This is a genomic window from Clostridium sp. MCC345, assembly GCF_018785345.1.
GTDB lineage: Bacteria > Bacillota > Clostridia > Lachnospirales > Anaerotignaceae > Anaerotignum_A > Anaerotignum_A faecicola.
This window is the reverse complement of sequence record NZ_WQPP01000017.1, coordinates 183,878-202,901: the sequence shown is the minus strand read 5'-3', so window position 1 is coordinate 202,901 and position 19,024 is coordinate 183,878. Positions and strand designations below refer to the sequence as shown.

The following is a 19,024-nucleotide window of genomic DNA, read 5'->3' as shown; positions in this document are numbered from 1 at the left end:
GGAGTCTTTTTTATATTGTTTTCCGGTTGTAATTTCCTGCATAATTCTTTATAATAAGAAGCAGTAATCATTGGTTTGGGAAGGCAGGAAAAGGGTGAAGGTATGCCGAAGCTTTATAGAAAAAGATTTATACCCGATGAAATCGTGGAGTTGAAGGATGACCGCATTGTGTATCATGAGGGAAATATTATGATTACCGAATGGGATGTGCTGCATCCGAAGGCAAAATTCAGCCATGGCATTTCCTGCTATTACATGGATAAGGGTTGGAAAATTAGTAAATTCTTAAACAAAAAGAAAGAACTTGTTTATTATTATTGTGATATTATAGAAACAGCATACTTGAAGGCTGAAAATGCGTATATTTTTACAGACCTGCTGGCGGATGTGATTATTCATCCCGACGGTGCGGTTGAGGTGGTTGATTTGGGTGAGCTTTCTGATGCGCTGGAGGACGGCAGCATTACCGAGAGAGAAATCAAGCTGGCATTGCGAAATCTGGACTCCCTTCTGCAAGTGATTTATAGCGGCGGTCTGCCGGAAATGATTCACTTTATGGAGAAGAAGGTGTGAAGATGGAAAATATACACGGCGGGCACAGGGATCGGATGCGTTCCCGCTATTTGCAGGAAGGCCCGGATGGCTTTGCCGACCATGAGCTTCTGGAAATGCTCCTATATGGCTGTATTCCCAGAGGGGACACAAACCCCGTTGCACATCTGCTACTAAAGGAATTCGGCTCACTTTCCAATTTGCTGGAAAGCGATGCACATGAAATTGCAAAGACAGAGGGCGTTGGGCTGAAAAGTGCGGTTTTTCTGACACAGCTGCATGAGGTGATTCGCAGATATGAAAGGGAAAAGCTTGGCAGCAAACCGGAGCTGACCTCGATTACACGCTGCGTGGAGTATTGCAGACAGCTGCTCAGCCATTACAGCACAGAGAGATTTTACATAATCTGCACGGACAGCCGCAGAAGGGTGATTCATGTGGCAAAGCTGGCGGAGGGCACGGTTGGCAGTGTATTTGTTTCCAATCGGCAGGCGGTAGAGGTTGCGCTGCGGTATAAAAGTGCAGGCGTGATTTTCTGTCATAACCATCCCGGCGGCAGGGTGACACCATCCAATGCAGACCTGACACTGACTGTTTCACTTAAAAAAATACTGGATTCTCTGGGTGTTAGAGTGCTTGACCATATCATCATAGGGGAAAACGGAAGCCATTTCAGTTTTTTTGCGAATGGGCTGTTGAAAAATGAAGAAGATGATGAGGAGGAATTTTAATATGACGAAAAGATTATATCGTTCCAAAACAGATAAAAAAATTTCAGGCGTATGCGGCGGCATGGCAGACTATTTTGCGATTGACCCCGTTATTGTGCGTCTGCTTTGGGTACTGGGGACATTGATGAGCCTGTTCCTTGGCGTGGCGGCTTATATTGCCTGTGCATTTATCATCCCCGAAGAGCCGGACACCATTGATGCCGATTTTGAAGAAAAGAAATAAAACGAAGCAAGGAGTGTTAGAAAATGGAACAGAAAAAGCGTATTTTCAGCGGTATGCAGCCCTCCGGTGTGATTACACTGGGCAACTATCTGGGGGCGCTGAAAAACTGGACAAAGTTGCAGGATGAATATGACTGCTTATACTGCATCGTGGATATGCACGCGATTACGGTGCGTCAGGATCCTGTGAAGCTGCGCAAGCAGGCAAAAGATTTGCTGGTGCAGTATCTGGCGGTTGGCTTAGACCCCGAAAAGAATATCATTTATTATCAGTCTCATGTGCCACAGCATGCAGAGCTGGCTTGGATTCTGAACTGCTACACCTATATGGGTGAGCTGAACAGAATGACGCAGTTTAAGGATAAATGCGCAAAGCATGCGGACAACATCAACGCAGGACTGTTTACCTATCCCTCTTTGATGGCGGCAGATATTCTGCTGTATCAGACGGATCTGGTTCCTGTTGGGGAAGACCAGAGACAGCACCTGGAACTGACAAGAGATATCGCGCAGCGGTTCAACGGCATATACGGGGATGTATTCAAGGTGCCGGATGCGTATATCGGCAAGGTTGGCGCGCGTGTGATGGCATTGCAGGAGCCTACTAAAAAAATGTCCAAATCTGACGAAAATCAGAACAACATCATTACCTTGATGGATGACCCCAAGGTGATTATGAATAAGATGAAGCGTGCGATGACGGATTCTGACACAGAGGTACGCTTTGCGGAAGAAAAGCCCGGCATTTCCAACCTGCTGAGCATTTACTGTGCGGTGACAGGCAAAACGATTGCCGAGGCGGAAAAGGAATTTGCAGGCGTGGGCTATGGTACGTTTAAAACGGCGGTCGGTGAGGCGGTTGTTGCGGAGCTGGAGCCTGTGCAGAAGCGCGTGAAGGAGCTGGAGGCAAACAAGGACTATCTGGATGCGATTATTAAGAGCGGCGCGGAAAAGGCAAGCCGTCTGGCAGACAGAACACTGACGAAGGTGCAGAAAAAGGTTGGCTTTCTTCCCAGAATCAGATAAGATTTGAAAATAGGCACTATCCGAGAAAATTTCGGGTAGTGCTTTTTTATGTTACAGGATGCTTGTATGTTACAGGATGCTAACAACTTTCTTACGGCTTTCTTAAGAATGGTGTGCTGTGGTTGAAGGAAGAATGTCTTTCTGCTATGATAAAAGCAGAAACTTGTCATACAAATTGAAGGCAAAAGGGAGGCGTTCCGAATGAAGAAAAAAGTATGTCTGGCGATGAGTCTGCTGATGTTGGCAGGGACGGTGCCTGCGCAGGCGGAAACGATTGGAGAGGCGGAGCAGATTACATTTACTGCGCAGGTTGGCACAAAGGAGCTTTATCGAAACCAGAGCAGGATTTCGTTGGATGCGGCAATTTATATCAAGGATGGCTATGCGATGTTGCCGCTGCGCGCCTTTCTGACCTCGATTGACAACGGTACGATGCACTGGGAAAAGGAAACGAAGCTGGCATGGATGATGCTACGGGGGAATACGGTCGCCTGCGACATTGAGAAGAACAGCATTACGGTGAACGGAGAGCCGATCGAAGTAAGCGGAAGGATGGACATTCGGGATGGGCGGATTTTTGTGCCACTGCGGAACTGGAAAAATATTCTGAATGGCTGCGGCTATACGGTGGCAGATACGGATATCATCTGGGACGCGGCGGAGAAAACGGCAACGGTGCAGCTTCTGGATGACAGCAAGGTGATTGAGATTCCTGCGGATGCGCCGAGAATGACGGGCGAAGGGAGAAAGGCGAGCTATACCATGCCTTTGCGCAGTGAATACGATGAAATTGAGAATATCGGGGATGGATATTTTATTGCAACGAAATTTCCGGAAGCGGCTGGGATTGGTTTGTCTATGCTGGGGAAGGCTTATTACCTTCTGGACAGCAAGGGGAAACGGCTGTTATCCTACGAGAATGGAGAAATTGAATATCTGAAATATCTGGGAGAAGGCTATTTAAGGTTGGAATACGAAAACGGAGAGACTGCTCTGATTGACAGAAACGGAAAGGAGCAATTCAGAACTGCGGAATATTCGATTTATCAGGTTTCGGAAGGACGTGTCAGGGTATCGAATCGGGGTAAAATGGGCTTCTGGGACTTGCAGGGGAATGAAATTACACCGTTTCTTTATGACACGGTATGGATTTTCTCTGAAGGAATGGCTGAGGTGGCAATTTATGAGGAAACAGGAGGAAAGCCTGTGCCGCGGTATGGCTTTATTGACAGGGACGGAAACGAGGTTGTTTCTCCCAAATATATAGAGAGCAGAGATTTCCATGACGGCGTGGCGGCAGTGCAGACGGCGGACGGCTGGGGCTACATCGACAAGACGGGCAAGGAAATGCTTGTGCCACAGTACGCATGGGCAGGAGATTTTACGGACGGCAAAGCCTTTGTGACGGAGCAGAACGGGAAAACGTGGCTGATTGACAAGAGCGGCAAAAAGGTGCAGTTTATTACAGAGGGACTGCCTGTGATACAGGCACGGGAGAATAGTAGTGCGGTAATTCAGGTGCCACTTGCAGACTGGGGCTATGGGGACGATATGACCGGCTGTCCATATTACAACCAAAAGGGCGAGAAGCTGAACTTGACAGAGATTGCGCTGCTGGATGCGGTTGACGGCATTGCGGTGGCGTATGATTGGGTGACGCACAAGCGGTTTTATATTGACGAAAGCGGCAAGCAGTGCATTGCGGATACGTTTGACGGAGTGGACGCATTTCTGGACGGCTATGCAGTGGTGCAGAAGGCGATTACGGGAGCAGACGGAAAGGAAGATGTGGAATGGGGGATTATAAAAAGATAAGTCGGCACCCTAAGTAAAGCCTTGAAACTCGCTGTTTTCCTCGTCGGAAGTGAATTCCGACTGCGGATTCCATTTGGGAAACTACTTACCGCCCAAGAAGGGGCGGCAGGCGAAGCCTGCTTTGCGTAGCAAAGTAATGAACAGTTTGTTTCCCAAGCCCTTCCGCTACCTCAAAAATTATTTTGTCTACAGTCTGAGCCTTTCTGCGGAAAGGCTTTTTTATATGAAATATGAACAAAGGATGAACAAAAGTGCAGTAACTGAATGTTTTATGTTAAGAAGTCTTAACACGGATTGACACGGAAAAGTCCGAGATGATAAAATTGAAAGTAATACACTAGGAAAATCAGGTATTTCCTGAAAGATGTGGAAAGGAGGAATTTTTCTGTTAGAAAATATTCGTTTGAAAGAAAAAATTATGGAATCGCTGGCTTCCGTACTGCCATTAACGGCAATCGTTTTTATTCTGAGCATTACGCTTTTGCCGTTATCCTCGGGGGCATTGGTGCTGTTTTTATTCGGGGCAGTGATGCTGATTATCGGCATGGGCTTTTTTACGATGGGTGCGGATATGTCCATGATGCCGATGGGCGAGGGCATTGGTATGGAGATGAGCCGTACAAAAAATATAGGTGGCCCATTATTGGTTTGTTTTATTCTGGGGATGCTGATTACGATTGCAGAACCGGATTTGCAGGTTCTGGCGGAGCAGGTGCCCGCGATTCCGAATAAAATTCTGATTCTCTCTGTTGCGGCAGGGGTGGGGCTATTCCTGATGATCGCGCAGATTCGTATCTTTTTTCATATTCCTCTGGCGAAGATGCTTTGGGTATTTTATCCTTTGGTATTTCTTCTGGCATTTCTGGCACCGGATTCCTTTATTCCCGTTTCCTTTGACAGCGGCGGCGTGACAACGGGGCCTGTAACGGTACCGTTTATTATGGCACTGGGGATTGGTCTGGCAACGCTGCGAAGTGACAAAAAATCGAGAGAGGACAGCTTTGGTCTGATTTCGCTCTGTTCCATCGGCCCGATTCTGGCGGTGCTGCTGTTGGGGATTTTTTATGAACCCGATCAGGCGTTATACAGCCCGACAGAGGTGCCTGCGGTGGAAACAACGAGAGATGTGGCGCTGCTGTTTGCGCATGAGATTCCCGAATATTTCAAGGAGGTTGCGGTGGCACTGATTCCCATTGCGGCAGCATTTGCGCTGTTTCAGATGCTGTTTCGGCGGTATAAAAGGCATCAGCTGATGCGTGTCGGCTTTGGGTTTTTGTTTACATATATCGGTCTGGCAATGTTTCTTTGCGGCGTAAATGTCGGCTTTATGCCGGTTGGGCAGATTATCGGCGCAGGGATTGCGGACTGTGGGTATGCGTGGCTATTGATTCCCATTGGGATGGTGATTGGGTATTTCATTGTTGCGGCAGAGCCTGCGGTTCATGTGCTGACCAAGCAGGTAGAAGAAATTTCCAACGGCTTTGTGACGGCAAAAATGATGCAGACGGCACTTTCTGTCGGGGTATGTATTTCTGTCGGGATTGCGATGCTGCGGATTTTGACGGGGATTTCGGTTCTCTGGTTCTTAATTCCGGGGTATGTGTTTGCGCTGGTGCTGACACGCTACGTTTCTCCGATTTTTACGGGGATTGCATACGACAGTGGTGGCGTTGCCTCCGGCCCGATGACGGCTACGTTTTTATTGCCCTTTGCAATGGGGGCGTGCGAGGCTCTGGGCGGCAATGTGATGACGGATGCGTTTGGCATTGTTGCGATGGTAGCCATGACACCACTGATTACGATTCAGATGATGGGCTTTATCACGCAGATGAAGGAGAAGGCAAAACGGCGGTATATCGAGGTGCAGATGCACCAGCTGGAGGACGATATTCTGTATTTTGACTGAAATGGGGTGGAAAAATGAAGGATTTGAAAATAGAGCCGATGAAGCTGATTGTTTCCATTGTGGAGCGAGGGCAGGGCAGAAATATGATTGAATTATTCAACGGGCAAAGGCTGACACACCATTTGCAGTGCGCAGGAAAGGGAACAGCGACCTCTGAAATCAGAGATTTACTCGGCTTGGACGGCGTGGAAAAGGATGTTATATTTACGGTTGGCAGGGGAACGATGGTGAACCGCGTGATGCGAGATTTGAATAACGAGCTGCGTGGCGCGGCGCGTTCCCGTGGGATTATATTTGATATGAAGCTGACGGCTATGGCGCATGTAACGGCGCTGGCAATACAGATGAATGTGCAGAACGAAGTGGGGAGGGTGGATACGATGACGGAAGAAGGCATGGAAAACAGCATGATTCTGGTGACGGTGAATCAGGGCTTTACGGAGGAAGTGATGGAAACTGCGAGAAAGGCAGGCGCGCGCGGCGGCACGATTATTCATGCACGCTGGGCAGGCAGTGAAAGCGTTGAGGAATTTTACGGAATTACGGTACAGCAGGAGAAGGAGGTTATCGCGATTGTTTCGTCTGCTGCGAAGCGTAAGGACATCATGGAGGCAATCAATAGAAACCATGGCATGAAAACAGAGGCGCGCGGTACGGTCTGTTCGCTTGCGATTGAGGATATCGTGCGTCTGGGATAAGGGTCCGGCTAAAAAATTGACAAAAGGCGAAAAACGAATTATCATAAAAAAGACGGATGCAGGGTTTTCTGCATACAAAGAGGGATGCAGGGAAGGATGGAAACAGAGAAGGCAGAGGGGAGGTTAAGCAGATGTACTACAGCATCAAAAGCGGCGGATGGCAGAGGATTGCAGAGCCGACAGGGCAGGAGGAAGGTCTGCTTGGCATTTTCCCTTATGAAAAAATGCTTGCCTGTGGCAAAAAATGGGGGATTTCTGCGGAAATTCTGGAGGAGGCAAGACGGTTCAGCTATGCCAGATATGACTCCTTTGAGAATTTTGACTGCGTGAGCCTGGAAATGCTTGATTTTGAGAATATCCTGCTGAGCATCGGCAGTGTCATTCTGTATCTGGAAAAGGGGAAGGCCTTTTTCTTTACCTCTAAAATGGATATTGTGACGGCACTGCTGGAGGAATGTCTGGAGGGACTGGGCGAAAGGGTGACGCTGAACCGCGTGATTTATTCGTTTTTTGAATTACAGACGAAGAAGGATGATATTATTTTTGACAGCATTGAAAAAGAGATTATGGACTTGGAGCAGGCACTCATTGCAACGGGGAAGCGGGATTGTGTTTCGGAGATCATCAGCCTGCGCAAACGGCTGATGGTGCTGAAAAAATATTACGAGCAGTTTCTGAATGTACTGGATATTCTGGTGGAGAACGAGAACGGAATTTTTGACGGGAAAACCCTGCGCTCCTTTAAAATGCTTTACAGAAGAACGGAGCGGCGGTTTCAGAACGTACTGAACCTGCGGGAATATGTGACGCAGGTACGAGAAAGCTATGAGGCGGAGGTTGACATCAGCCTGAACACAACAATGAAGATTTTTACGGTTGTGACAACGATTTTTTTGCCGCTGACGTTAATCGTAGGGTGGTACGGGATGAACCTGAAGATGCCCGAATATGGCTGGAAATACGGCTATCTTTTTGTGGGGCTGCTTTCGCTTACCTGCATTGCAGGCATTATCATCTTTTTCAAACGCAAGAAATGGTTCTAATGTACACCGAAAACGGACATTTGTAAATAAATTTGCGAAAAACTGTTGACAGAATCATTCTGCATGCTATAATGATTCTTGTGGAAGACACAAGATATGGTAAATGCGTTGATGAGGACAGTAGTCCTTTCCGAATGCCACAGAGAGGGATGTATTTTGCTGGGAGCATCCTGCTTTGGAAAGAGAACGAAAACCACCTCTGAGCGGCTTTAATACAGCCCGGTGACTCCGTTATCGTCGGAAATGAGTGGTTTAATCAGAACAATTAGGGTGGAACCGCGGGAGTAGATGCTCTCGTCCCTTTTCGTAGAGGAAAGTGGATGATGGGCTTTTTCTTTTGCCCAAAATTCTCTTTCAAGGAAAAATGTTCTAAAAAGGAGAGATAGCAATGAAGATTACACTGAAAGACGGCGTAGTAAAAGAGTTTGACAATGCGGTTTCCGTTCTGGAGATTGCAAAATCCATCAGCGAGGGTCTGGCAAGAAATGCCTGCGCCGGTATCGTTGACGGCGAAGTAAAGGATTTACGTTTTGTTGTGGACAAGGATGCTGAGGTTTCTATCTGTACATTTGAGGATGAAGCAGGGAAAATGGCATTCCGCCACACAGCATCTCATATTCTGGCACAGGCAGTAAAGCGTCTGTATCCCGAAGCAAAGATTGCAATCGGCCCTGCCATTGCAGACGGCTTCTATTATGACTTCGACAGAGAAAAGGCCTTCACACAGGAAGAACTGGAAGCACTGGAAGTTGAAATGAAGAAGATTGCGAAGGAAGATATTCCTATTGAAAGATTTGAGCTGCCCAGAGCAGAAGCAATCAAATATATGGAAGAAAGAGAAGAACCCTACAAGGTAGAGCTGATTCAGGATTTGCCTGAGGATGCAATTATTTCCTTCTACAAGCAGGGGGACTTCACAGACCTGTGCGCAGGCCCTCACCTGATGAGCACAAAGACAGTGAAGGCAATCAAGCTGACCTCTGTTGCAGGGGCTTACTGGAGAGGCTCCGAAAAGAACAAAATGCTTTCCAGAATTTACGGGACTGCTTACCCCAAGGCATCCGAACTGGACGCATATCTGACAATGATGGAGGAAGCAAAGAAGCGTGACCACAGAAAGCTGGGCAAGGAGCTGAAGCTGTTTGCACTGCTGGATGAAGGCCCCGGCTTCCCCTTCTTCCTGCCTAAGGGTATGGTACTGAAAAACACACTGCTGGATTACTGGAGAGAAATCCACAAAAAAGCAGGCTATGTAGAAATTTCTACACCCATCATTCTGAACAGAGAGCTTTGGTACAGATCTGGTCACTGGGAACACTACAAAGATAACATGTATACAACAGTCATCGACGGTGAGGATTATGCGGTAAAACCTATGAACTGCCCCGGCGGTATGCTGGTTTATAAGCAGGATATGCACTCCTACAGAGACCTGCCGATGCGTGTGGCTGAAATCGGTCTGGTACACAGACACGAAAAGAGCGGCGCACTGCATGGTCTGATGCGTGTTCGTTGCTTCAACCAGGATGACGCGCATATTTTCATGACAGAAGAACAGATTAAGGATGAAATTTCCGGCGTAATCAGCCTGATTGACGGTGTATATAAGCTGTTCGGCTTTAAATATCACATTGAATTGTCCACAAGACCCGAAGACAGCATGGGCTCTGACGAGGCTTGGGAAATTGCAACAGCAGGCTTGCAGAACGCACTGGATGAAAACGGCATTAACTACACAATCAACGAAGGCGACGGTGCATTCTACGGCCCTAAGATTGACTTCCATCTGGAGGACTCCATCGGCAGAACATGGCAGTGCGGTACCATTCAGCTGGATATGCAGATGCCCGAACGATTTGAGCTGGAATACACAGCAGCAGACGGCACAAAGAAACGCCCTGTTATGATTCACCGCGTATGCTTCGGCTCTATTGAGCGTTTCATCGGTATTCTGATTGAGCATTTCGCAGGTCAGTTCCCCGTATGGCTGTCTCCTGTACAGGTTAAGGTGCTGCCGATTTCCGAAAAATTTGCAGACTACGCAAAGAGTGTAGAGGATGCACTGGATGCAGCAGGTATTCGTGTGGAAACAGACAACCGTGCAGAAAAGATTGGCTACAAAATCAGAGAGGCAAGAAACGAAAGAGTACCTTACATCATCGTTGTGGGGGAAAAGGATCAGGAAGCAAACATGGTTTCCCTGCGTTCCAGAAAGAACGGCGAGGAAGGTCAGGTTGCTCTGGCAGATTTCATTGCAAGAATCAAGGAAGAAATCGATACAAAGGTTCTGGATTGATTTTTATAAGAAAAGAAACAAGGGTGGGGAGAAATCCTCACCCTGTTTTTAAAAATCCCGTAAAATCGGCAAAAAATGTTTGACAATAGGGGATATACATGATATACTGCTTTAGTAAAACAAAGAAGAAGTTCCGCTTCTCACCTTATGGCATGGGCAAATAGGGTTAATACAGTATCCAAACAGAGGGTTGCTCTGTTTTTCTGTGTGCGGCGGATTCTTCCGGCGCTTTTCTTTTTTGGAAAGGGCGCTTGTGGACACAGTTTATTTGGGAGGTGCTTGACAATTACTGAATTGATGATTAACGAACAAATTAGGGACAAGGAAATCAGACTGATTGACGAAAACGGCGAACAGCTTGGTATCGTTTCTTCCAGAGAAGCCCAGAAAATCGCTGACGAAAGAAAGCTCGATCTGGTAAAGATCGCACCAACAGCGAAACCCCCCGTATGCCGCATTATGGACTACGGTAAATACAAATTCGATCAGGCAAAGAAAGAAAAAGAAGCCAGAAAGAAGCAGAAAACTGTTGATGTAAAGGAACTGCGTTTGTCCCCCAGCATCGATACACATGATGTTCAGGTAAAAGTCAAAAAAGCAAACGAATTTTTGAAGGACGGCGACAAGGTGAAAATCAGCATCCGTTTCAGAGGACGTGAAATCGGTCATTCCAAGGTTGGCATGCAGATCATGGAGGATTTTGCAAAGGCAACAGAGGAATTCGGCACGGTGGATAAGCAGCCGAAGATGGAGGGCAAGAGCCTGGTTATGTTCCTTGCACCAAAGAACTGATCCGCAAAGGCGGAAGGAAACTATCACAAAACATTTTTAGGAGGAAAATACAATGCCTAAGTTGAAAACAAAAAAAGCTGCTGCTAAAAGATTCAAAATTACCGGCACAGGTAAGCTGAAAAGAAACAAATCCAACACACAGCACATTCTTGGTAAAAAGTCCAGAAAGAGAAAAAGAAATCTGAGACATGCTACAACCGTAGACAGAACAGTAGAAAACAAGGTTAAAAAGACACTGCTGCCTTACGCATAATCAAGCATTCTTGGGACAGTTATTTTTCGAGTATAATTTATTAGGAGGACTTTACAATGGCAAGAGTAAAAGGCGCGCTGAACGCTAGAAAAAAACATAAAAAAGTACTGAAGCTGGCTAGAGGCTACCGTGGTGCCAGATCCAAACAGTACAGAGTAGCAAAACAGTCTGTAATGAAGGCAATGGCATTTGCTTTCGCAGGCAGAAAACAGACAAAGAGAGAATACAGAAGCCTGTGGATCGTAAGAATCAACGCAGCTGCAAGAATGAACGAAATTTCCTACAGCAAGCTGATTCATGGTCTGAAGGTTGCCGGTGTAAACATCAACAGAAAGATGCTGGCAGAACTGGCTGTATCCGATCCCGCTGCATTCACAAAGCTGACAGAAACAGCAAAGGCAGCTCTGTAATCGAAAAACAGAATTTGAAAAAAGGCTTTCGTCTATGATAGATGGAAGCCCTTTTTTATACGCAGGAAATGGGAGGCGTTTTATGGATGAAATATTGATAAAGGCGGGCGGCTTTCTGTTTATGATTGCGCTGGGGTTTGTACTGAAGCGTATCGGGCTTTTTTCTCTGGATGACAGCGGCTTTTTAAGCAAGCTCGTGCTGAAGGTTACACTGCCGATGGCGATTATCAAAAACTTTCAAGGGCTGGAGCTGAACAGAAGCTATCTGATGGCGATTGGCATTGGCTTTGCGGTGAACTTTATTGCGATTGCCGTTGTGCTGCTGCTGACGCGGAAAAAATCCCCCGCCCATCGGGCGTTTTATATCATCAATACGGCAGGGTTTAATATCGGGCTTTGCACACTGCCCTATATGTCCAGCTTTTTTGCGGCGGATGCGGTGGCATTGGTCTGCATGTTTGATGTTGGCAACGCGATTATGTGCTTTGGGATTACCTTCTCGATTGCGATGGTGATTTCCAAGGGGAGCGTGAACGGCAAGGAGATTTTGCGGACGCTTTTTTCCTCTATGCCGTTTGTGACCTATTTGGTGATGATTTTGCTTTGTGCGGCGCAAATCCATCTGCCGCAGCCCGTCTACACGGTTGCAGGGATGATTGGACAGGCAAACTCCTTTCTTGCAATGCTTTTAATCGGGATTTTGTTTGAGCCGAAAATCAACCGCAGCGAGAGGAAGGACATGGCAGGCGTTTTTTTACTGCGAATGGCGTTGGGGATTGCATTTTCTTTGCTGATTTATCATTTCCTGCCTATACCGCTGCGGTATCGTCAGGTTTTGGCAATTATTGTTTTTTCGCCCATTTTGAGTGTTGCGCCGATTTATACGGAACGCTGCGGCTATAATCGTTCGGTGGCGGCGGTTTTAAATTCGCTGATGCTGCCCTTTAGCATGGTTGTGATGACGATTCTGCTGATGCTTTTGAAGGTTTATTAAATTGCGCTATTTATCAGTTTAACTGATTATTTTTATGGAAATAATCAATTTTACAAATAAATAAAGCTGTGCTATGATAAGGCTGTAAGAAAGAGATGGGTTCCGGAACCTCCTATTCAAAGAGCATATTGAAAATCAAGGGAGGCATCATCATGAAAAAAGTAGATAAACAGTGGGCAAGAGAAGTTGTAGCAGTGGGCGTTTTTGTGGTTGCGCTGTGCGCAGTTTGTGCATTTATGAACGGAACAGGCTATGTGCCTTTCAGCGTTGTATGTTAAAGAAGGAAAATCCGGTCATTTGAGGATATCAAGTGACCGGATTTTTTATGTCTTTTTATGGGTTGGACGCTGCGGAAGGGGAGAAAAATTCCTCTGCGGTTTCCGTAAAATATTTCATGGCAGGGGTAACCCATTTTTGCCTGTGATAAAAAATAAGCAGATCCATTTTGATATCAAAGCCCGCTACGGTAAAGAGAGCGAGATTTTTTTCTTGCAGGATAGGTAGGGTTGCATATTTGGGCAGGAAGGAGATGCCCATCTTTTTTTGCAGGAAATGCAGAATGATGGCAAAGCTGGAAATCTCCTGCGTATGATGAAAGGATGCACCGTGCTGGATTGCCAGTTCATCGAAAATCTGGCGATAGTTGTTGTTTTTTTCGGTCAGAAGGATGGTTTCTTCCATCAGCCGCTCAGGGGGCACGTTCTTTTGATTCGCCAGAGGATGCTCCGCAGAGGCGATAAAAGGAACGGCAACCGGGCGAGAAAATACGGTTTTCAGGGTAGGGTGATAGGCAGGACGGTCGGCAAGGAAAATGATATCCAGATTGCCCTTTTCCAGTTGGTCATATAATTCCAGCGTCACGCCGATGATAATATCCAGATGCACCTGCGGACATTTTTTCAAATATTCTTCCAGAAGCAGGGGCAGAAAGGAGCTGGCGATAGATTCAATCGTGCCGATGCGCAGGGTGCCTGTAGGGGTGGTATTTTCGGAAACGGTTTCGATGGCTTCCGCTTCCAGCTGTACCATATCATTCGCATAGGAAAGAAAGGCGCGCCCCTTTTCGGAAAGCAGCACACGCTTGCCGATGCGGTCAAACAGATTGACACCCAATTCCTGCTCCAGCTGTTGAATTTGCAGGGTGATGGTGGATTGTGCATAGCCCAGAACCTCCGCCGCCTTGGAAAAGTTTTCAAATTCCGCTACTTTGATAAATGATTTGATATTTCTCAGTTCCATTGTAATCTTCTCCTTTTTTCTATCTTACAGGGAAAACGGGAAAAAGACAAGGTCAGAATATTTTATGAGACAAAAGGTTTTCGTTGAAAGTTTATCGGCGGTTGTAGTATAATGGAAGGACAGAAAGGGGAAAGATACATGATTGGCGAAAAAATAAAATTTATCCGGACGGAAAAGGGGATTACCGGAAAAGAGCTGGCAGAAAAAGCAGAGGTGACACCGGGATATATCTCACAGATTGAGCGTAATCTGATTAGTCCCTCTCTTTCCGTACTGATGCGGATTGCAGAGGTGCTGGAAATCCCCTTGGTTTCTTTATTTACAGAGGAAGAGGAGGAGCAGGTGACTGTCATCCGGAAGGATAAGCGCACAAAAATACAATTTGCTGATATCAACATGGAGTATCAGTTTGCGACACCCTACAGCAGGAATAAGAATATCTGCACGCAGATGGAGATGATTTGTTTGCGCCTTGGCCCGAAAAGCTGGGGCAGTACGATTGTGCAATATCACGAAGAAGCGGGAGAATGTACCCTGGTGCTGAAGGGAACATTGGAATATCATATCGGGGATACCGTTTATACCCTGAATGAGGGAGACAGTATTTATGTGCCGCCAAAGACGTATCATCAGCTGTATAATCCTACGGATGAAGACGTAGAAGCGGTGGCAACAATTTCGCCCGCCTATTATTAAAAAAATAATTTTGAAGCAGGAGACACATTTCAAATGAGATGTGTCTTTTTTTAGCATTTATAAAAATTTAATTATTCTAAATAAATTTAAGTAGTTCTTATTGACAATAAGCGTTAAACTATATATAATATAGCTAAATAATTTAATGAGGACGGATACAAAAGAAAAAAGGCAACAGAAAAGGCACAAGAACCCCCTGACAGAAAAGATAGGAGGAAGGTCTATGAGTATTTTAACATCGAAAAGGTTTCAAAAGTATTTTGTTCCCGGCATTGTATTTCAGTCTTGCGTAATTGCCGGCGGCTACGGAACAGGGCGTGAACTGGTAGAGTACTTTATGGGGTACGGCCCGAAGGGCGGCTTGCTCGGCATGTGTATCGTATCTCTGCTGGTGTGGTCCCTTATCTGTGCGATATCCTTCATGTTTGCACAAATTTTCAAAAAATATGATTATAAGAGCTTTATGAAGGAGCTGATGGGCCCCGGCTGGGTTGTTTTTGAAATTGCTTACATCTGCTTTATTGTTATTGTATTGGCGGTTGTATCTGCTTCAGCCGGTTCGATTCTGCATGAATTATTTGGGCTGAACAAATGGATCGGGATTATCGGGATGTCTGTAGCAGTATTTGCATTGGTTATGAATGGTTCTTCCTTGATTGAAAAGGTTTTATCCTTATGGTCCTTTGTATTATACGGTGTATACATTTTGTTCCTGATTCTGGTATTCGCAAATTTCAGCGGACAGATTGGTCACAATATTGCATCCGTTCCTGTCACGGGGAATTGGGCAATCGGTGGTTTCCAGTATTCCTTCTACAATCTTGCGATTATCATTGCGGTTTTGTATACCATTAAACATAGTGATACACCAAAGGATGCAGCGATTGCCGGTGTTCTTTCCGGCTTTATTGGTATTTTGCCCGGGATCATTCTCTTTATCGCAATGTGTGGATTCTATCCTACGATTATCGAGCAGGAGCTGCCGGTTGACTATATTCTGACACAGATGAATATGCCTTGGCTGCGTTATATTTTCCAGATTGTACTGTTTGGTACGCTGATTGAAACAGGCTCCGGTCTGATTTATTCCATCACTGACCGTATCGCGGAGGCGTTTAAAAACAAAGGGCAGGAGGTGCCGAAATGGTCCACACCTGTGGTAGCAGTTATTTTGCTGGTAGGCACAACAGCAATTTCTTCCTTTGGTCTGACGGGGCTGATTGCGAAGGGATACGGTACATTGGCTTGGGTAATGTTCATTGTATATGTAATTCCCATTCTGACATTGGGTATTTACAAAATTTCAAAAGCTAAAAAAAATTAACGTGAAATGCTGAAAAGCGGTTGACAAATTTTTTTGGAGTTATATAATTAGTTCATGTTGTTTCTGTAAAAAAACATGAACAAAAAACAAAAGAGAAAATTGGTGAATTGGCCTAAAGTAAGGAGTGGTATTTATGGCATTGAATACAGAGAAATGTAATGCGTGGGTGGAAAGAGATAAAAAGGTTTTTGCGCCTACCCAGCATTTGTCCTATTATCCTATGGTAATCAAAAAGGTTGATCAGGATGTTATTTACGATGAAGATGATAACCAGTATATCGATTTCCTTTCCAGTGCATCTTCCCTGAATCTGGGCAGCTGCAATCCCATCATTACGGCGGCTGTAAAGGAACAGCTGGACAATTATTCTCAATATACGATTGCTTATACCTATGGCAGAAAGAGCATTGAATATGCGGAACGGCTGACTTCTGTTTACCCCGGTGGCGTGCCTGCAAAAATCGTTTTCGGCAACTGTGGTTCCGATGCGAATGATGCGGCAGTGAAATTTGCAAGAGCCTACACCGGCAGAAGCAAAATCATCACATTTATCAATGCGTACCATGGCAGCACATACGGTTCTATTTCCATGTCCATGGTAACAACGCGTATGCGTGCAAAGATGGGCCCTATGCTGCCTGATATTTACTGCTTCCCGTTTTATGATGTATCCTATGATGATGAAACCTGCGAGAAGGAATGTATCGCAGATATCGAAAGAGCATTTGCAACCTATCTGCCTGCGGAGGAGGTTGCGGCAGTCATCATTGAGCCTGTGCAGGGTGATGCAGGGCTGTTGGCAGGGCATCCTATCTTTATGAAAAAGCTGTATGACCTGTGCAAAAAGAACGGTATCCTGTTTATTTCCGAGGAGGTTCAGCAGGGCTTCTATCGTACCGGCAAATTCTTTGGCATTGAGCATTATGATATCATCCCCGACGGTATCATCATGGGCAAATCCATCGGTGCAGGCTTCCCTCTGGGCGGCTTTATGGCAAAAGCAGAAATCATGGATTGTCTGCCTGCGCCTGCACACCTGTTCACACTGGGCGGCAATGCGACTGCCTGTGCAGCCGGCGTAGCGGCATTTGATTATTTGCAGTCTGACGAATTTCAGAAAATTCTGGCAGATAATACAAAGCTGCTGGAGGAATGTGTTGCTGACCTGCGTGCGACATTCCCCGATGTTATCACGGGCAGAAGGGGCATTGATATGTCCTGCGCACTGGTTGTGACAAAGAAGGATGAAAACGGCAATGACGTACCCGACGGTGACGGGACATTCAAGATTCTGTACAGAGCGTATGAAAGAGGCTTGCTGATTATTTCTCTGTCCGAAAATATTCTGCGTGTACAGCCCCCTCTGAACATCAGACCCGAAAATCTGAAAAAGGGCTTTGCAATTCTGAAGGATTCCATTCGGGATTATGTAAATGGAGATATTCCCGATTCTGTAATGGAATTCCGTGCAGGCTGGTAATCTGAAATAAAATAAAAGATAAAGTCGAAAAAAGCATCCGTATGAAAGGGAATTCCTTCGTTTCGGATGCTTCTTTTTTTGATATTATTCGGTTTCGATCCAGTAATCTGTGCCGCTTAGACCGATATCGGCGGCGTGGAACACGGGATTTTTGCCTTCGCTTTTCTGCTTCCGATAATCCACCAGAGCCTTGCAGGCGGTTTTTCCCATGATGAGACAGGAGGGGACGTTAATCAGTGCCATGATGCCCATGAGAACATCGGCTAAGTCCCAAGCAAGCCCTGCGGAGAACTGCGCGCCCATGAAGATGATGACTGCTGCCAAGAGGCGATAAAACAGCATGAAGGGCTTATTTTTGGTTGCCTTGGGGTAAAGATAGCTGATATTCATTTCGGCATAGAAATAATTGCCGACCAGCGTGGTGAAGGCAAAAAGCGTGAGGGCAACGGTGATGAAAACGCTGCCGGCGGAGCCGAAATTTGCGACCAGAGAATCCTGAATATAGGCGGCATTCATGGTATTTCCTGCGGCATCCACATAGGCGGAGGCATCCAGATTCGTACAGAGAATCATGAAGGCGGTGGAGGAGCAGATGAGGATGGTGTCGATAAAGACGGAGAGCATCTGCACCAGACCCTGCTTGGCAGGGTGGGAAACATCGGCAGAAGCGGCGGCATTCGGGGCAGAGCCGATGCCGGCTTCATTGGAATACAGACCGCGCTTGATACCGTTCATCATTGCCGCACCAAGAAGACCGCCGAAAACGGATTTCGCGCTGAAGGCTTCGCGGAAGATGCGGACAAAGACGAGGGGCAGAGTCTGAATATGCAGGAGCACAATAATGACTGCTGCAAGAATATAAATACCTGCCATGATGGGGACGAGCACCTCTGTTACCTGAGAGATGCGCTTGCCGCCGCCCAGAATGACGATGCCTGCCAGAACGGCAACGATGGCACCGATATAGAGGGACGACCGCTCGCCCGGTACATAGACCTTGATGAAATCAGTCATATTGAAGGAAGCAAGGGCATTAAAGCCGCCCATATAGGTGAGGATGAGGGCAACGGCAAAGGCACCGCCCAGAAGCGGAGAGCCAAGCCCCTGTTTGATATAATAGGCCGGGCCGCCATAGGAGCCATGCTCGCCCTTTTTCTTATAAATCTGTGCGAGGGTGGATTCGATAAAGGCGGAGGCACTGCCGATGATGGCAATGAGCCACATCCAGAACACGGCACCTGCGCCGCCTGCAATGATGGCACCCGTTACGCCGACCACGTTGCCGGTTCCGACACGGGAGGCGGTGGAAACCATAAGCGCTTGAAAAGAGGAAATGGATTCTCTGTCCTCCTTTTTTTCCGCGATGACGCGAATCGATTCTCCAAACAGGCGGAACTGGATAAAGCCTGTTTTTATGGTGAAATAAAGACCTGCTGCGATGAGCAGGGCAATCAAAATATAGCTATACAAAAAGCTGCTGATTAAGCTGATAATATTTGCAAATGCTTCCATAGAATACTCCTTTCAAAAAAATACTCCTACTATAT

Annotated in this window: 19 protein-coding genes and 1 other annotated feature; of the genes, 17 read left to right on the top strand and 2 right to left on the bottom strand. The window is 46.4% G+C overall.

Features of this window, described 5'->3' with window-relative positions:
- Window positions 1-102: 102 nt before the first annotated feature.
- From GPK49_RS05100 to GPK49_RS12915, 14 genes are all read left to right on the top strand, one after another.
- Window positions 103-573 (top strand): DUF402 domain-containing protein, encoded by a 471-nt coding sequence (locus GPK49_RS05100; protein ID WP_016408312.1) that lies wholly within the window; start codon window positions 103-105, stop codon window positions 571-573.
- Between the two features lie 2 nt (window positions 574-575).
- On the top strand, window positions 576-1,283 hold the full coding sequence (locus tag GPK49_RS05095) for a JAB domain-containing protein (protein ID WP_118579607.1): 708 nt from the start codon (window positions 576-578) through the stop codon (window positions 1,281-1,283).
- A gap of 1 nt (window position 1,284) precedes the next feature.
- The gene (locus GPK49_RS05090) at window positions 1,285-1,506 is read left to right on the top strand and encodes a PspC domain-containing protein (RefSeq protein ID WP_016408314.1); all 222 of its coding nucleotides are present in this window, start codon (window positions 1,285-1,287) and stop codon (window positions 1,504-1,506) included.
- A 23-nt stretch (window positions 1,507-1,529) separates the two neighbouring features.
- Window positions 1,530-2,531 (top strand): tryptophan--tRNA ligase, encoded by a 1,002-nt coding sequence (gene trpS / locus GPK49_RS05085; RefSeq protein ID WP_215676948.1) that lies wholly within the window; start codon window positions 1,530-1,532, stop codon window positions 2,529-2,531.
- A 201-nt stretch (window positions 2,532-2,732) separates the two neighbouring features.
- On the top strand, window positions 2,733-4,346 hold the full coding sequence (locus GPK49_RS05080; protein ID WP_215676947.1) for a WG repeat-containing protein: 1,614 nt from the start codon (window positions 2,733-2,735) through the stop codon (window positions 4,344-4,346).
- A gap of 403 nt (window positions 4,347-4,749) precedes the next feature.
- Window positions 4,750-6,252, top strand: coding sequence for a DUF1538 domain-containing protein (locus GPK49_RS05075; protein ID WP_318283839.1), 1,503 nt, complete (start codon window positions 4,750-4,752; stop codon window positions 6,250-6,252).
- A 14-nt stretch (window positions 6,253-6,266) separates the two neighbouring features.
- Complete coding sequence (locus tag GPK49_RS05070; protein WP_215676945.1) at window positions 6,267-6,950, top strand: hypothetical protein; 684 nt, start codon at window positions 6,267-6,269, stop codon at window positions 6,948-6,950.
- 131 nt (window positions 6,951-7,081) lie between these two features.
- A complete protein-coding gene (locus GPK49_RS05065) occupies window positions 7,082-7,993 on the top strand; it encodes a magnesium transporter CorA family protein (RefSeq protein WP_016408319.1) in 912 nt (303 codons plus the stop codon).
- Between the two features lie 99 nt (window positions 7,994-8,092).
- Window positions 8,093-8,298, top strand: a binding site (T-box leader).
- Window positions 8,299-8,381: 83 nt separating this feature from the next.
- Complete coding sequence (thrS, locus tag GPK49_RS05060) at window positions 8,382-10,289, top strand: threonine--tRNA ligase (RefSeq protein WP_215676944.1); 1,908 nt, start codon at window positions 8,382-8,384, stop codon at window positions 10,287-10,289.
- A 297-nt stretch (window positions 10,290-10,586) separates the two neighbouring features.
- Window positions 10,587-11,081 carry a translation initiation factor IF-3 gene (gene infC, locus GPK49_RS05055; protein ID WP_118579598.1) on the top strand — a complete coding sequence of 165 codons (495 nt, stop codon included), beginning with the start codon at window positions 10,587-10,589 and terminating at the stop codon, window positions 11,079-11,081.
- A gap of 52 nt (window positions 11,082-11,133) precedes the next feature.
- On the top strand, window positions 11,134-11,334 hold the full coding sequence (gene rpmI, locus GPK49_RS05050; protein ID WP_016408322.1) for a 50S ribosomal protein L35: 201 nt from the start codon (window positions 11,134-11,136) through the stop codon (window positions 11,332-11,334).
- A 56-nt stretch (window positions 11,335-11,390) separates the two neighbouring features.
- Window positions 11,391-11,744, top strand: coding sequence for a 50S ribosomal protein L20 (gene rplT / locus GPK49_RS05045; RefSeq protein WP_016408323.1), 354 nt, complete (start codon window positions 11,391-11,393; stop codon window positions 11,742-11,744).
- Between the two features lie 82 nt (window positions 11,745-11,826).
- Entirely contained in the window at window positions 11,827-12,738 is a 912-nt protein-coding gene (locus GPK49_RS05040; protein WP_215676943.1) for an AEC family transporter, read from the top strand.
- 152 nt (window positions 12,739-12,890) lie between these two features.
- Window positions 12,891-13,016 carry a hypothetical protein gene (locus tag GPK49_RS12915; RefSeq protein WP_318283838.1) on the top strand — a complete coding sequence of 42 codons (126 nt, stop codon included), beginning with the start codon at window positions 12,891-12,893 and terminating at the stop codon, window positions 13,014-13,016.
- A gap of 55 nt (window positions 13,017-13,071) precedes the next feature.
- Here the strand turns inward: GPK49_RS12915 and GPK49_RS05035 are convergent, their stop codons facing one another.
- Window positions 13,072-13,977: a LysR family transcriptional regulator gene (locus GPK49_RS05035; RefSeq protein ID WP_215676942.1), complete on the bottom strand. Its 906-nt coding sequence runs from the start codon at window positions 13,975-13,977 to the stop codon at window positions 13,072-13,074.
- 138 nt (window positions 13,978-14,115) lie between these two features.
- Between GPK49_RS05035 and GPK49_RS05030 the strand changes: the two genes are divergently transcribed.
- The 3 genes from GPK49_RS05030 to GPK49_RS05020 all read left to right on the top strand — a co-directional run bounded on the left by GPK49_RS05030 (window position 14,116) and on the right by GPK49_RS05020 (window position 17,477).
- Complete coding sequence (locus tag GPK49_RS05030) at window positions 14,116-14,673, top strand: helix-turn-helix domain-containing protein (RefSeq protein WP_016408327.1); 558 nt, start codon at window positions 14,116-14,118, stop codon at window positions 14,671-14,673.
- 223 nt (window positions 14,674-14,896) lie between these two features.
- Window positions 14,897-15,997, top strand: coding sequence for a YkvI family membrane protein (locus GPK49_RS05025; RefSeq protein WP_118579586.1), 1,101 nt, complete (start codon window positions 14,897-14,899; stop codon window positions 15,995-15,997).
- A gap of 133 nt (window positions 15,998-16,130) precedes the next feature.
- On the top strand, window positions 16,131-17,477 hold the full coding sequence (locus GPK49_RS05020) for an aminotransferase class III-fold pyridoxal phosphate-dependent enzyme (RefSeq protein WP_016408329.1): 1,347 nt from the start codon (window positions 16,131-16,133) through the stop codon (window positions 17,475-17,477).
- 84 nt (window positions 17,478-17,561) lie between these two features.
- On the opposite strand, the gene GPK49_RS05015 is transcribed toward GPK49_RS05020, so the two are convergent.
- Entirely contained in the window at window positions 17,562-18,989 is a 1,428-nt protein-coding gene (locus GPK49_RS05015; RefSeq protein WP_215676941.1) for an alanine/glycine:cation symporter family protein, read from the bottom strand.
- Window positions 18,990-19,024: the final 35 nt, after the last annotated feature.